Source organism: Pseudomonas sp. BJa3 (assembly GCF_026343815.1).
GTDB classification, from domain to species: domain Bacteria; phylum Pseudomonadota; class Gammaproteobacteria; order Pseudomonadales; family Pseudomonadaceae; genus Aquipseudomonas; species Aquipseudomonas soli.
In genome coordinates, this window is the sequence record NZ_JAOXMC010000017.1 from 61,913 (window position 1) to 76,207 (window position 14,295).

Here is a 14,295-nt window from a genome sequence, read left to right on the forward strand (position 1 = left end):
CGGGCCCAGCGAGACGGATTGCCCATGAAGATCGAAGTGGTACAGACGACAACCCGCGACGGCGACACCGCCCACAACCTGCGCGGCATCCTCGAGGCCTTGGCCCAGTGCGCGCCGGACACCGATATCCTGCTGTTCCCCGAGTCGCACCTGACCGGTTTTCTCACTGCGGACGACGTCGGCATGCTGTCCGAAGCCATCGACGGCGATGCCGTGCAGGCGGTGGTCGCGGCAGCGCGCCGGCATGATATCGCGGTGGTGCTGGGGCTGTACGAGAACGACGGCGGCACGTTCTACAACACCACATTGTTCATCGCCCCCGAAGGCATCCTGCTCACCTACCGCAAGACCCACCTGTGGGTGCCGGAGCACGGCATCGTGGTGCCGGGCGACCGCTTCGCCACCGTCGAATGGCGCGGTGTGCGCCTGGGCCTGTTGATCTGCTACGACAGCGAGTTCCCCGAGACGGCGCGAGCGCTGAAGGCCCTGGGCGCACAGCTGATATTGATCACCGACGGCCTGTCCGAGCCGGAGTTCCATGTGCATCGAGTGTCGGTAATGGCGCGAGCAATGGAGAACCAGGTGTTCGCCGTGGTCGCCAACCGCATGGGGTCAGGGCCGGATGGCTGCGTGTTCGTCGGGGCGAGCCTGGCGGTGGACCCGTATGGCCAGACGCTGTTCGAGGCCGGGCGTGGCGAGTCGCGGCATAGCGTGACCCTGGACCTGTCGCTGATCGGCAAGGCCCGCGCCTTCCATGACTACAGCGCCAACCAGCGCATCCGGTTGCCGGGTGAGCGGATCGAGCATGCCAGTGGCGTATGGGAGCTGGTTATCGATTAAAGGAGGACACTCCCGTAACCGACAGGAGTGGTCCATTCAACGAGGCCCGAACCCGGCGCTCGTTCCCTGGCGCAACAACCGAAGCGCGATGCACAATGCCCGCGCCCATAACCAAGGAAGCCGAATGGACACCTCCCTGCTGGATGATTGGCGCGCCTTGGTCGAAGGCCACAGCGATATCGATAAATCCCAGTTCATCGCGCTTTTCAAGGAGCATGGCCAGCCCCACGAGGTGGCCACCATCCTCGAAGGCTACAAGCACGCCCCCGAACTGGCCAGGCGCACGTTGGAAGTGCTGGCTGCCGGCACGCTTCCCTACCTGTACCTGCTCCCCACGCAACGAGGCACGCCAGAACAACTGGCAGCCGCTACCCGGCGATGGTTGGATGTGCAGGCCGACTTTTTCGAGCGGACGGGCGATTCAGAGCTGATGACCCTGACCCGCAATGCGCGGGTGATCTGCAAGCCCATGGCCGACCTCAAGGCTATCGACAACTTCGATATACCGGGCACCTGGGCCAGCGAAGCATTAGGGGATGCGGTTCGCGAAGCCGCCGACTGCCATACCGCCGCCGACTACGCATTGTTCGAGGCCTGGTACGGCATCGCGGCGGACTATGGGCTGGCTTGGTACATCGCCGCCCCGCTCATTGCACTGGACATCGACTTTACCGCCTACTTCGAGCTATGGCGGCTGGGTGGAGCCTTTCTGCACCTGGGGGAAGAATGCTGGGTCGCCCAGCGCTTCGAAGCGTCGACCGAGGGTAACGTCATTGAGCCTTGATCTGTTCCTGGAAGCTGACGCATCGCTTGACGCAGCAGCACTGGCAAACGCCCTGCAAGCAGCTGGCGCGATTGAAGTCACGCGTACAAGCGACAGCCTGGAAGCCTACTTCCCGTCATGGCTGACGCTGACCGCCGACCTCGTCATCACCGACCACACCCTCTATGCAGAGGACACCAAACAGCTCGACTTCAGTGTCGCCACGCGCGCCAGCATCAGGATCAAAGGGCCTGGGCCGCAGGAGCATTCACCGATGGCGGATCTGGACAAGATTGCCAATGCCATTGCGCGGACAGGCTCACGCTTCGTGATCAGCTTTCAATTCGAGCGAACTTTGTATCGGCAGGACGCAGAAGGATTGCATCGCGACGTTTAACCGGCTACGTGCATCAACTGCATTTCAACGCCTCCCCCGTCACCACATCAAAACGGTAGACGGTGTCGTAGAAATCCACGACTTCCACATGGTCAGGCGCCAGCTGAAAGCGCCCGGTGAAGATGTCGGCACCCATGGCCTTCCAGATAACGTCGCCCTCAAGGGACAAACCTGTGATTTCCAGCTCGCCGTGCGAAATCAGTGCACGCTGCCGCGCAGCCCAATAGAGACCGAAACACGTCGCCAGATCCACCTTGCGCGACCAAAGCAGGTCATGGGGAGCGGTCAGCGACACGCAGGCAATCTGGTTGCCCACGGCCAATAGCAGCTTGTCGTCGATCACCAGCGCCGACTGTGCATGTACTCCTGTCCCGCCTCCGCCGGCACCGACCACCAGCAGGCCGAAGTCGTCCAGCATTACGCCATGAACCGATGACACGCCATCGTCGCCCAGGATGATTTCCCGCGCATAACACCGGATATTGTCTGTGGAGTCGAACGTGTAGGTCGGCTCGTCAACGACGGCAATCACACCATATCGAGAGTCGATATTCATCGGTGCGCACCACCGGGGGGCAGGGAATCGTCAACCATGAGTTTATTAGCAATTATGGGATGCCAATAATTATCAACCTGGAATAATTTCGGATAAAGCTGCCGTGGCCAGAATGAGGCTATCGGCAGCACAGGCACCCACTGACCCGTGGCTGATCAGGATCGTTTCCGAGAAACGAGACCATTACCTCCATGCCCATTCGCGGAGGCGTGACCGCGCAAGGCCAATCAGACGCCACCGACAGCCAACAACAGCTCTTGTCGTCAAACCTGTCCTCAGGATCCCAGGGAAACTTGACCTGAATCCTGGCAAGGTGCCGATCACACGGGCTCTCGTCATCCTCCACGGCAATGACCACGGCTGTCTGGTTCCCCACCACCCGTGGTTTGGCATGAACCAGGGGCGGACGATAAAGCACGCCCCACGGCAGCACCGCCTGGCCATCGGCAAACACCAGCACATGCCCCTGGGCACTGTGCTGGAAGTGAAAACGGATGCCCTCCTCTTCACACAAGCGCTGGACGAAGTGCAGGTCCGTTTCGCCATACTGGGTGCAGTAGTCGCGCTCGGGGTAGCTCGCACTCAGCTCGAAGCGGTAAGCGTCGCCCACGATCCCATGCTCTTCCAGGATCAGGGCAACGATCCTGGGCACCGAGAACTGTTGAAAGATCCGCTGGTTGATGCGGTGCCGCAGGTAGGACAAGTGCGGCACCAGGGTCAACCTGTAACGCGCCGAACACGGGGCCTGCTCCATCGGCGCGATGTGGTAGATCCGCCCATGAATGCCATTGCCGTTCATGTCGAAGCTGAAGAACGCCTCGAGGTCGAGGAAGCGTTCAAGGTCCAGGTCGGGCCATTCGCTGGCCAGTTCCACGTTGAAAAAGAAAGGCCTGTTGGCCACCGCTTCCCCGGTGTAGCCGAGCACCTGGAAATCGTGCTCCACGCCTTCGATCGTCAAGTTCAAGTGTGTCTTCTGGGCTGGGCTGAACATCCGTTGTTCTCCTCCGGCTCAAGATGAAATCAGGTACGCAAGACCATCGCCCGCCTCGGCTGAGCAGCCGGATACCGCGAGACGATGGTGTTCGCTCGTGCTTGGAGCAATCGGCCGCAGGCAACCTTGGTCAACGCGCTGTCCGGTACTCCCTTGCACCGGGCAGCTGCCGACACGTCAACTCAAGTCAGACGCCACTCTTCACCTTGGTCCAGACCCGGGTGCGGATCCGCTCCAGTTTCAACGGCAGCGGCTCGAGCGGGATCAACGTGGCAATCGTCTTCTTGTCGGGGTAGATCCACGGGTTGTCCCGCAGCGCCTGTTCGACGAACTGGGTGGCGTCCTTGTTGGCGTTGGGGTACAGGGTGTGGTTCGAGGTCTTGGCGATCACTTCCGGGCGCATCATGTAGTTGATGAACGCCATGCCTGCCTTGGGATGGGGCGCATCCTTGAGCAGCACCAGGTTTTCCGACCACACCAGCGCGCCTTCGCGCGGCAGGCTGTAGTTGATCCTGCGCCCGGTGTTGTTCTTCTCGTTGAGGGCCTGCGCGGCCAAGGCGCCGTTGGCCCAGCCGACCACCGCGCAGATATTGCCGTCGGCCATGTCGGTGTCGATGCGCGAGGAATCGAAATACAGCACGTAGGGGCGGATCTTCATCAGCAGGTCTTGCGCCTTCTGGTAATCCGCAGGATTGCTGCTGTTGCTGGGCAGGCCCAGGTAGTTCAGGGCAATCGAGATGATCTCGCTGGGCGAGTCGAGCATCGCCACGCCGCAGGATTTGAGCTTGCTGATGTTCTCTTCCTTGAAGATCAGGTCCCAGCTGTCCACCGGCGCCTGGTCGCCCAGCGCGGCCTTGACCTTGTCGACGTCGTAGCCGATGCCGGTGGTGCCCCACAGGTAGGGCACCGCGTAGCGATTGCCGGGGTCGTTGACCGCCAACTGGGCGAGGATATCGGGGTCGATGTGCGCCAGGTTGCCCAGTTGCGCACGGTCCAGCGGTTGCAGCACGCCCGCCGCGATCAGGCTGGGCAGTACGTTGGAAGTCGCCACCACCACGTCATACCCGGTGCGCCCGGCCATGACCTTGCTCTGCATGATGTCGGCGCTGTCGAACGCGTCCATGTGCACGCGGGTGCCGGTTTCCTGCTCGAACGCCTTCGGCGTCTCTGGTGCGAGCAGCCCGAACCAGTTGTACAGGTGCATCCCGGGTTCGGCGGCCAGCACCGAGGTGCTGATCCCTGCGCAGAGCAGCGAGGCCGAAAAAAGGGTTCGCAAACGTGACCTTCTCATGCAACATCCTTATCGAATCGATGTAACTTCACGGCCATCCTAGGCCCAGTGAGCGACTATACCGGGCAGGACCGGATAGTAAATACCTCGGAATACTTACCTCTGACCTGCGAGTTCCTAACCCAAAAGGGGTAGATAATGCCGTTCGACCTGCAAAGCCTGGCCTGGCACCGATCGATCGGCAAGCTGATCATGCAGCTGGACCGTCCGGCGTTCTGGAGTTCGCTGGTTCGGGTATTGAACGAGTACGTGCAGATCGACAACTGGGTGGTATTGATCTTCGCCAGCCAGCAAGTGGAAGTGGTGAGCCTGCCCGAGGTGGCGGATGCCGAAGAGGTCAACGCGTTCATCCATCGCTATGTGAAGGGGCTCTACCTGCTGGACCCGTTCTACATCGCCAACCGGGAAAACCCGCAGAGCGGCTTCTTCCACCTGCTGGATATCGCGCCGGAGTACTTTGTGGAAACCGAGTACTACCACCAGTACTTCGCGCACTACATCTCGGCCGATGAAGCGCAGTACAACGTTCAGCTCGACGCTGACCGCACGCTGTGCATCTCCATTGGCAGCAAGGCGCGCTTCAGCCAGGAACAGATCACCATCCTCGACCTCATCAAGCCCTGGGTGACGGCCTTGATGCACCAGCGCATGGCCTTCGAGGTGGATGTCGAGAAGGATCTTGCCGAGGTACCGCCCTGGCAGGAAACACTGACCCAGCTGGGCGCGCAGATCACCACCCGTGAAAGCGATGTACTGAGACTGCTGCTGAGCGGTTTCTCCAACAAAGAGATTGCCGGAAAGCTTTCACTCTCGGCGGAAACGGTGAAAGTGCACCGCCGGAACATTTACGCCAAGTTGAACATCAAGTCGCAGTCGGAATTGTTTGCTCGCTTCTTTGTGCCGAAGTCGGATGCTTTCTGTACCAGTTGAATTCAGGCATCTTGCCTGCCGCCGGCTGCTGCACGCCTGGCAGACCTTCAAGGCGTCGATGCCAGCGCGTCGATGACCAAGGTCGCCAACCCGATCAAACAGATTACCCCCACGCCATAACTCACCGTCCGCCACGGCTGGATACCCGCCAGGTAAGTCACCGTATGCGACACCCTGGCCACGGTGAATGCCCCGCTCAGCCAAGCCGTCATGGCAACCGGCGCCTCCAGCACGACCGCCAGGCCGCCCAGCGCGAGGAACATCGGGATGTTCTCCAGATCGTTGCGCCAGGCCTGCATGGCCCGCGTTACCTGCGGCAATTCCTCAGGGCAAGCCGAACGCTTGAACACTGCCGCATCCTCGCTGTTGGTGAAGGTCAGGAAACGCAGGCGGAAGTAGCCCTGGTAGCAGGAAATCGCCAGCATCTTGAAGAACAGCACCACTACGCAGCAGGCGTAGACCGCCAGGGCGCCGCTCATGCCCCTGGCCTCTGCGCCAAGCCCTTGACCACGATGTACAGCAGCGGCCCCAGGGAGACAAAGAGCGCCGTCAGCACCAGATAGGGCAAGACGCCAAGCAACGACCCGCCCCGCTGGCACTGGTCGTTTGCCATCCAGATACAGCCCAGACCGGCCATCACATACAGGTCGATAACGACCTGGGCCGTATCGGGTCGGGACAGCAGATCAAGGCCAAAGGCAAGAAGTGATTGCTCGGCAATCATCAACGTCCAACCGGTGTACAGGGTGAACAGCAGCAACACTGGCGACGCGATCCATCGTGCGTTCATTGGTCGACTCCTTCAGGGGCGATGTTGCCGTCACGGTAGTGATAGAGTCGTCCCCGCCTCAATGACCTCACAGGTCATGGATGCTTCAGCCAAGGACAGCCAGAGTCGACGCATGAGCCTTTCTCCCTTTCACCCCATGCACACACCTGCCATCACCGATGCCGGAGAGCACCTGCGCCGCCTACGCCGCCAGGCCGGGCTCAGCCAGCTCGACTTGGCGCTGGTGGCCGGCCTGTCGCAACGCCACCTGAGCTGCGTCGAAACCGGCCGCGCCAAGGCCAGCCCGAGCACCCTGCATGCCCTGCTCAGCGCGCTGGAAGTGCCGCTCGAACACTGCAACGAGGTGTTCCTCGCGGCGGGCTACGCACCGCGCTATGCAGCCTCGGCACCCGACGCCCCGACCATGAAGATGGTGCACGACGCGCTGGAGCACATCCTGCAGGCCAACAACCCCGCGCCGGCCATCGTCATCGCCAGCAACTGGGACATCACTGCGGCCAATGCCAGCGCCGGGTTGTTGTTCGCCATGGTTGGCGTACCGACGAGCAGCACCTCGGGCCTTAACCTGCTGGACACACTGCTGCGCCCGGGCGGACTGGGGGATCATCTGGTCAATGCCGATGAGATACGGGCGATCGCCTGGCAGCGAGCGGCCAGGGAAGCGGTTGGCAATTCAGAGCTGGCTCGGCGGCTGCAAAGTTTGCCCGTACCACCCGCAACAACGCCGGACACGACACTGTCACCGCTGATGCTGACCCGGGTGCGTACCGCCGACGGTGAGCTGAGGTTCCTGTCCACCTTCACCACCTTCGGCATGCCACAGGACATCACCGTGGCTTCGCTGCGCATCGAACACCTGGTGCCGGCCGACGGTACCACGTGGCGAACTATGACGGCGGCCTATGATCAATGGCTGGCTCGGCAGCAGCAACAGTGAAACCGATAATGATCGAGCCGCAATATCTGGCTGAACTACAGGGACTCAAGCCTGTGCAGCCTGCCCCGCCACCTCTGCGCCATCCAGCACCATGCCCTTGCGCATTCGCTGGGCATCCCGGCTGAAACACCGCGAGGCCGCCAGCAGGAACACCATGGTCAGCAAAAGGGCCACGGGGATCAGGTACATCGCGTCATGCAGCCCCTGGGCCTTGAACGCCTCGCTCATCGCCACCTCGCCCGCCGCCGCCATGGCCGCTCCGGCAAAGTGATCCGACAGCCCACCGACCACCACCGGCCCCAGGCCACCACCCAGCAGGTACAGCCCGGCGAAGAACAGCGCCATGGCCGTGGCCCGCAGGCGCGGTTGCACCACATCCTGGATGGCGGTGTACACGCAGGTGTAGAAGTTGTACGAGAACAGCCAGCCGATCCCAAACACCGCCACGAACACGCCCAGCTCGATGCGCCCGGCATGCAGCGCCCAGGCGGTGCACAAGGTGGCCACCAGCATGCTCAGCGCGGCGAATACCAGGCGGCCGTTGGCAAAACGCTGGTGCACCTTGTCGGCCACCCAGCCGCCAAGGGTCAGGCCCACCAGGCCGCTCAGGCCGACGATCAGCCCGGTGGCCACCGCGGCGTCGTGCAGCGTTAGCGCAAAGTAGCGCTGCAGCATCGGCACCATGAACGAGTTGCAGGCATAGGTGGCGAAATTGAAGGTCAGCCCCGCCAGCACCAGCCAGGCGAAGGTGGGCACGCTCAGTACCCGGCGCAGCGGACGGTCGAGCGGGGTCTGGGCGATGGCCACAGTCTCCGCCGCACCGCGCGCGGGTTCGCGGATCATGAAGATGAACAGCGCCAGCAACACGCCAGGCACGGCGGCAATGAAGAACGGTGCGCGCCAGGTACCGAAGGCCCCGACCATCGCACCGATGGTGAAGAACGCCAGCAACAGGCCCAACGGCAGGCCAAGCATGAAGATACCCATCGCCCTTGCCCGCCGCCCGGCAGGGAACAGGTCGCCGATCAGCGAGTTGGCGGCCGGCGCGTAGCTGGCCTCGCCGATGCCCACGCCCATGCGTACCAGCAAAAAACTCCAGAAACTGCCGACCATGCCGTTGACCGCCGTCAGCCCGCTCCACGCCAGCAGGCCCCAGCCCATCAGCCGGCTGCGCGAGCCGGTGTCGGCGATACGCGCCAGCGGCAGGCCGGCGATGGCGTAGACCAGGGTGAAGGCGGTGCCGATGATGCCGATCTGGAAGTCGCTCAGGTGCCACTCCAGGCGGATCGGCTCGATGACGATGGCGGGGATGGTGCGGTCGAAGAAGTTGAACAGGTTGGCCAGGAACAGCAGGAACAGGATGCGCCAGGCGTTGGTCGCTTGGGGGGCGGTGGGCATAGTCAGGTCCCTCGTTATTATTGTTCGGGGCTTCCAGCACGCCTTTGCAATCTAGAGGGACATCAGGTCATCGTCTGCCAACATTGATCGCGCTGATAGCAGCCGATGGACCGCGGCAAGCTCGCCATCAATACCCACAACCGACTCCCGAACGCTCACCGCCCCCAGGATGGACACTCACCAAAGCGCAATGTCGTAAGTCAGGTACACACGGTTGCTGTCGCGGCCGCGGGCGAAGTCGGAACGATAGACATAGTTGCGCACCCTCACCCCCAGGCCTTTGAGCGGCCCACCCTGGACCACGTAGGCCAGCTCGGCGTCACGCTCCCACTCCTTGATACCCGCCTCCCCGGTGCGACCGTTGTCGCCGCTGAGGTAACGCGTCATGAAGGTAAGCCCGGGCACCCCTGCGGCGGCGAAGTTGTAGGCGTAACTGGCCATCCAGGTTTTTTCCTGCTCCTCGATGAACTTGCCGATACCTACGTTGCTGAACGAATACACCGTTGCGCCGCTGATATAGGGCAGCCCCGCCTCGCCATCAAGCACCTGGTAGCCGGCACCGACCGTATGCCCGGAATGCGCATACGCCAGTTGCCCGCTGTACAGGTCGTTGTCGATGGCGCCGCCATGGGCTGCGCCGCTGTCGCGGCTTCTGAAATAGCGCAGGTCGGTGGTCAGCACCCCGCCGGCCAGCGGCAGGTCATGCACCAGGCCTGCGAAGTCCTGGCGATAGAAGCCGTCGAGCCGGGCGTGGAAGTAGCTCAGGCGCAGCGGCTTGCCCACCGCATAATCGGCACCGGCGTAGGAGAAATCACCGGACGCGTTGCCGCTGTAGCCGTCCAGGTACAAACCGGTGCTGTCCGAGGAGTCGCGCAACTTGAACTTGTCCAGGTGACCGGCGGTGAGGCTCAACCCATCGATGTCGGTGCTGGTCAGCTGCGTGCCCTGGTAAGTCTGCGGCAACAGCCGCGCGTCGTTGTAGACCAGCACCGGAGTCTTGGGCAGCAAGGTACCGTGCTTGATCACGGTCTGGCCCAGGCGCGCCTTGGCAGTCAGGCCGGCGCTGCTGAATTCGTCCGCGGCCCGACCGTCGTCGTGCACCGGCAACAGACCGCTACCGCTGCGACCGCGTCCGGAGTCCAACCGCACGCCCACCAGGGCCAGGGCATCGAGCCCAACGCCCAAGGTACCCTGGGTGAAACCGGACTGGTAGTCGAGCAAAAAGCCCTGCGCCCACTCGGTCCGCTCATGCTTGGCGGAGGCCGCCGCGCGCGGCGTCAGGCCCTGCTCGTCACGGAAGTTCTCGTTGAAATAGACGTTGCGCAGCTGCAGCTTGAGCTTGCCGTCGTCGACGAATCCGCCAGCGCCGGCAACGGGCAACCAGCCGCAGAGCAGGCCACAGGTGGCCCCACGGAAAACACTTCGGGACATGATCGGTACTCTGTTGTTGTTCTTGGATGAGCGGTGGGCGGGCGCCGCGCGGCGCCCGGTGATTCACACGAAGAAGGACAAGGCACCTGTGAGCAGCGCCAGCGCGGTGATCACCAGCGAGGTAAGCACCGCCCACTTGACGGTGGCTTTCTGGAAGTCGCCGATATCGCGGTCGACCATCCCCACCAGCAACAGGGTCGAGGCTACCAACGGGCTCATCAGGTGCACCGGCTGCCCCAGTACCGACGCCCGGGCGATTTCCACCGGGTCGATGCCATAGGCCGCGGCCGCGTTGGCCAGGATCGGCACCACCCCGAAGTAGTAGGCGTCATTGGACAGCACGAAGGTCAGCGGCATGCTGGTCAGCGCCACCACCAGCGGGAACCAGTGGCTCCAGGCGTCGGGGATCCAGTCCACCAAGGTCTGGGCGAGGGCGTCGACCATTTTGGTGCCGGAGAAGATGCCGGCGAATATGCCGGCGGCGAACACCAGCAGCACGACGGTCATGGCATTGCCCGAGTGGGCGAGGATGCGCTCCTTCTGCAGCTCCAGCTGCGGATAGTTGATCATCAACGCGGCGACGAAACCGATCATGAACAGCAGCGCGGAATGCATCACGCCCATCACCAGCGCGGTCATCACGGCGATCACCAGCAGCAGATTCACATAGGCCAGGCGCGGGCGCTTGTGCGGGTTGTCGCCGAGGATTTCCTTGATGTAGCAGTTGCCGCCCCCTGACGCCAGGGTGACATTGCCGATGCGCCGACGCTCGGCGCGCCCCAACAAATAGGCGGTGAACACCACCCAGGCCGCGCCACCGATCACGGTGGGCAGCATCGGGATGAAGTATTCGGTCGCATCCAGCCCCAGGGCGGCAATGGCCCGGGTGGCCGGCCCGCCCCAGGGGCTCATGCCACTCATGATGCTCAGCGACAGCATCGACACAGTGGCCAGGATCATCGGGTTCATGCCGATGCGCTTGTACAGCGGCAACATCGCCGCGCAGGTGATCATATAGGTGGTGGTGCCGTCGCCATCGAGTGCCACCAGCAGCGACAACAGCGCGGTGCCGATGGCGATCTTGATCGGATCGCCGTTCACGCGCTTGAGAATCTTGCGAATCAAGGGGTCGAACAGGCCGGCATCGATCATCAGGCCGAAGAACAGGATGGCGAACAGCAGCAATGCCGCCGAGGGCGCCACCATCTTCAGACCATCGAGCATCATCTTGCCGAGCTCGGGAGCGAAACCGCCGATCACGGCGAAAACGATGGGTACCACTGTGAGCGCGACGATCGGCGACAGGCGTTTGCTCATGATCAGGTAGGTGAACGTCACCACCATGATCAGGCCCAGGAGTGCGAGCATGGTATTTTCTCTTGTTTTTATTCTGTGTGTGGCCGTCCGACGCGCAGACGGCCCCCTGCCCCACCCGGCATCGCAAGGACGCTGGGTGAAGTCTACTGCAACATGGGAGTGTTAACCGGTTGGTCAGCCGTGCCGGGGAGGCTGCGCGGACCACTCGGGGTGAGCGTCGACGACTTCGTCGGACGCCGACGGCGCGCCGTCGAGGCGGCGCAGCAAGGTTTCGCGATCGCAGGCATGCTCCGACAGCGAGATGACCACGGTGGCCACGGCGTTGCTGGCCAGGCTGGTCAGGGCCCGCGCCTCGGACATGAAGCGGTCGATGCCGATCAACAAGGCGAGCCCGGCCAGCGGAATGTCGTGGATGACCGTGAGGGTCGAGGCCAGTGCGACGAAGCCGCTGCCGGTCACGCCGGCGGCCCCCTTGGACGACAGCAGCATGATTGCCAGCATGGTCACCGTCTGCCCGAGGGTCAGGTCGATGTTGCAGGCCTGCGCGATGAACACTGCCGCCAGCGACAGGTAGATGGCGGTGCCATCGAGGTTGAAGGAATACCCGGTTGGCAGCACCAGCCCTACCACGCCTTTGCGACAACCGAGGCGCTCGAGCTTTTCAAGCATGCGCGGCAGCACAGGCTCGGTGGAAGAAGTACCGAGCACCACCAGGAATTCCTCGCGGAAATAGCGCAGCAGCTTCCACAGACTGAAGCCATGGGCGCGACAGATGCCGCCCAGCACCACCAGGACGAAGAAGGCGCATGCGATGTACAGCGTGCCCACCAGCTTGGCCAGCGAGCCCAGGGACGTGACGCCGTATTGCCCAACGGTAAAGGCGAGCGCACCGAAGGCGCCTACAGGGGCGAATCGCATCAGGTAGCCGAAGATACGGAACACCATGGTCGAGGCCGACTCCAGCACCGCGAGGACGGGCCGCCCCTTGTCGCCCATGGACGACAGGGCGAAACCGCTGAGCACGGCGATGAACAATACCGGTAGCACCTCACCCTTGTTGAAGGCGCCGATGAACGTCTCGGGGATGATGTGCATGAAGAAGTCGACCACGCCGAGCTTCGCCGCCGAGGCGGCGTACTGGTCCAGGCCCGCTGTGCTCAGGGTGGCAGGATCGATGTTCATGCCGGCCCCGGGCTGGAACAGGTACACCGCCGCCAGACCGATCACCAGGCTGACCACGGTCAGCAGCAGGAACAACATCAAGGTCTTGCTCATCAGGCGCCCCAGCGAGCGCTTGTCGGTCATGCCGGCGATGCCGGTGACGATGGTGCAGAACACCACGGGAGCGATCATCATCTTGATCAGCTTGATGAAGGCATCGCCCAGGGGTTTGAGGGCAACGGCCTGTTGCGCCCAGAAGTGGCCGACCACCACGCCCAGCAGGACGGCGCAGAGGATCTGGAAATACAGGGATCTGGCAAGTTTCATGAGGCATCACCCATTGTTGAAATTGTGCGGATGCGCTTGTTGCTGAAGCCGCCCTGACAGCGGCGGCCTGTGGTCTATCCCGCCAGTCTGCGCAAAGACGGGGCATAGACGAACCCTGAGAACAGCCGACGGGCGGTACGCACCACCGATGCCTGCAGGGTCTTGCCATCGACGCCGCTGCGCGACAGCGCCACGTCGATGCCGCCACTGGGATGCTCGATGCGCACCTGCTCCAGGTGTTGAGCGCCCTCGCCGAGCAAGTCAGCGACCACCGTACCGGCGCTGACGCAGGCCGTGGCCAGCCCGACTGCGCCGGTGATCGCCAGGGCCCGGTGGCAATTGTGCGGCATGAAATAGCGCACCTGTACCGTACCGTCATGACGGGGTGGCGCGACCAGCACCGGCTTGGGGATCACCATGCCGCTGACATCGCCCAGGCCCATTGCCTTGCCGGCCTTCAGGCGCAAGGCTTCCAGGCGTTGCAGCAAGGCATTGTCGGCATCTAGTTCGGCCGGGGTTTCCGAGCCGGTCACGCCCAGTTGCCGGGCCTCGACGATCATCATGGGCATGGCCATGTCGATGCAGGTGACCGGCACGCCGCCGATCACATCCTGAGGCTTGCCCGTAGGGAACAACTTGCCGGTCTTGCTGCCCACCGCATCGAGAAACGTCAGGTGCACCGGGGCCGCTGTACCAGGGACGCCGTCGATCGCCGTGCGCCCTTCGTAGCGCACAACGCCGCCGGGCGTCTGCACCAGTGAATCGACGAAGGTTCCGGTATTGAGGTTGCGGATACGTACCAGGGTCTTGCCGTCGTTGGCCTTGACCAACCCTTGCTCGATGGCGAACGGCCCGACAGCGCACAGCATGTTGCCGCAGTTGGGCGCGGTGTCGACACGCCGCTGGGCGACCATCACCTGGACGAACAGGTAGTCGACATCGGCATCGGCGTGCAATGACGGGCTGATGATCGCCACCTTGCTGGTCTGCGGGCTGCCGCCACCGATGCCGTCGATCTCCAGCTCATGTCCGGAGCCCATCAGGCTGATCAGCAACTCGTCGCGCTCGACCACGTTTGCAGGCAGGTCCCAGGCGTGGAAGAACGGCCCTTTGGAGGTACCGCCGCGCATGAGTACGCAAGGAATTCGTTGCATGATTTCGCACTC

The 14,295-nt window shown here is 62.9% G+C and carries 15 protein-coding genes; 5 read left to right on the top strand and 10 right to left on the bottom strand.

Going from position 1 to position 14,295, the window contains the following annotated elements:
- Positions 1 to 24: 24 nt before the first annotated feature.
- The 3 genes from OH705_RS20565 (at position 25) to OH705_RS20575 (ending at position 2,000) form a co-directional block, all read left to right on the top strand.
- Positions 25 to 840: a carbon-nitrogen hydrolase family protein gene (locus tag OH705_RS20565; RefSeq protein ID WP_023629235.1), complete on the top strand. Its 816-nt coding sequence runs from the start codon at positions 25 to 27 to the stop codon at positions 838 to 840.
- A 124-nt stretch (positions 841 to 964) separates the two neighbouring features.
- A complete protein-coding gene (locus OH705_RS20570) occupies positions 965 to 1,624 on the top strand; it encodes a hypothetical protein (protein WP_104445107.1) in 660 nt (219 codons plus the stop codon).
- Positions 1,614 to 2,000, top strand: a complete 387-nt coding sequence (locus OH705_RS20575) for a hypothetical protein (RefSeq protein WP_267302858.1) — start codon at positions 1,614 to 1,616, stop codon at positions 1,998 to 2,000. The genes OH705_RS20570 and OH705_RS20575 overlap by 11 nt, the downstream gene beginning before the upstream one ends.
- Before the next feature lie 13 nt (positions 2,001 to 2,013).
- Here the strand turns inward: OH705_RS20575 and OH705_RS20580 are convergent, their stop codons facing one another.
- The 3 genes from OH705_RS20580 to OH705_RS20590 form a co-directional block, all read right to left on the bottom strand.
- Positions 2,014 to 2,556 (bottom strand): hypothetical protein, encoded by a 543-nt coding sequence (locus OH705_RS20580; RefSeq protein WP_028690511.1) that lies wholly within the window; start codon positions 2,554 to 2,556, stop codon positions 2,014 to 2,016.
- 118 nt (positions 2,557 to 2,674) lie between these two features.
- Positions 2,675 to 3,547 carry a contractile injection system protein, VgrG/Pvc8 family gene (locus tag OH705_RS20585; RefSeq protein ID WP_267302859.1) on the bottom strand — a complete coding sequence of 291 codons (873 nt, stop codon included), beginning with the start codon at positions 3,545 to 3,547 and terminating at the stop codon, positions 2,675 to 2,677.
- A gap of 187 nt (positions 3,548 to 3,734) precedes the next feature.
- The gene (locus OH705_RS20590) at positions 3,735 to 4,838 is read right to left on the bottom strand and encodes a polyamine ABC transporter substrate-binding protein (RefSeq protein ID WP_267302860.1); all 1,104 of its coding nucleotides are present in this window, start codon (positions 4,836 to 4,838) and stop codon (positions 3,735 to 3,737) included.
- Between the two features lie 138 nt (positions 4,839 to 4,976).
- Between OH705_RS20590 and OH705_RS20595 the strand changes: the two genes are divergently transcribed.
- Positions 4,977 to 5,768: a helix-turn-helix transcriptional regulator gene (locus OH705_RS20595; protein WP_094012072.1), complete on the top strand. Its 792-nt coding sequence runs from the start codon at positions 4,977 to 4,979 to the stop codon at positions 5,766 to 5,768.
- A 47-nt stretch (positions 5,769 to 5,815) separates the two neighbouring features.
- Here OH705_RS20595 and OH705_RS20600 read toward each other — a convergent pair whose 3' ends face one another.
- Complete coding sequence (locus OH705_RS20600) at positions 5,816 to 6,247, bottom strand: MAPEG family protein (protein ID WP_267302861.1); 432 nt, start codon at positions 6,245 to 6,247, stop codon at positions 5,816 to 5,818.
- Positions 6,244 to 6,558, bottom strand: a complete 315-nt coding sequence (locus OH705_RS20605; RefSeq protein ID WP_023629239.1) for a hypothetical protein — start codon at positions 6,556 to 6,558, stop codon at positions 6,244 to 6,246. The genes OH705_RS20600 and OH705_RS20605 overlap by 4 nt, the downstream gene beginning before the upstream one ends.
- A 112-nt stretch (positions 6,559 to 6,670) precedes the next feature.
- On the opposite strand from OH705_RS20605, the gene OH705_RS20610 reads away from it, so the two are divergent.
- Positions 6,671 to 7,495 carry a helix-turn-helix domain-containing protein gene (locus OH705_RS20610; protein ID WP_267302862.1) on the top strand — a complete coding sequence of 275 codons (825 nt, stop codon included), beginning with the start codon at positions 6,671 to 6,673 and terminating at the stop codon, positions 7,493 to 7,495.
- Positions 7,496 to 7,540: 45 nt separating this feature from the next.
- Here the strand turns inward: OH705_RS20610 and OH705_RS20615 are convergent, their stop codons facing one another.
- From OH705_RS20615 to OH705_RS20635, 5 genes are all read right to left on the bottom strand, one after another.
- Positions 7,541 to 8,893 carry a spinster family MFS transporter gene (locus tag OH705_RS20615; protein ID WP_267302863.1) on the bottom strand — a complete coding sequence of 451 codons (1,353 nt, stop codon included), beginning with the start codon at positions 8,891 to 8,893 and terminating at the stop codon, positions 7,541 to 7,543.
- A gap of 177 nt (positions 8,894 to 9,070) precedes the next feature.
- Positions 9,071 to 10,324, bottom strand: a complete 1,254-nt coding sequence (locus OH705_RS20620; RefSeq protein WP_267302864.1) for an OprD family porin — start codon at positions 10,322 to 10,324, stop codon at positions 9,071 to 9,073.
- Between the two features lie 63 nt (positions 10,325 to 10,387).
- Positions 10,388 to 11,692, bottom strand: a complete 1,305-nt coding sequence (locus tag OH705_RS20625) for a CitMHS family transporter (RefSeq protein ID WP_023629242.1) — start codon at positions 11,690 to 11,692, stop codon at positions 10,388 to 10,390.
- 123 nt (positions 11,693 to 11,815) lie between these two features.
- Positions 11,816 to 13,129 carry a dicarboxylate/amino acid:cation symporter gene (locus OH705_RS20630; protein ID WP_267302865.1) on the bottom strand — a complete coding sequence of 438 codons (1,314 nt, stop codon included), beginning with the start codon at positions 13,127 to 13,129 and terminating at the stop codon, positions 11,816 to 11,818.
- Positions 13,130 to 13,203: 74 nt separating this feature from the next.
- Positions 13,204 to 14,283, bottom strand: a complete 1,080-nt coding sequence (locus OH705_RS20635; RefSeq protein ID WP_267302866.1) for a 4-oxalomesaconate tautomerase — start codon at positions 14,281 to 14,283, stop codon at positions 13,204 to 13,206.
- Positions 14,284 to 14,295 lie beyond the last annotated feature (12 nt).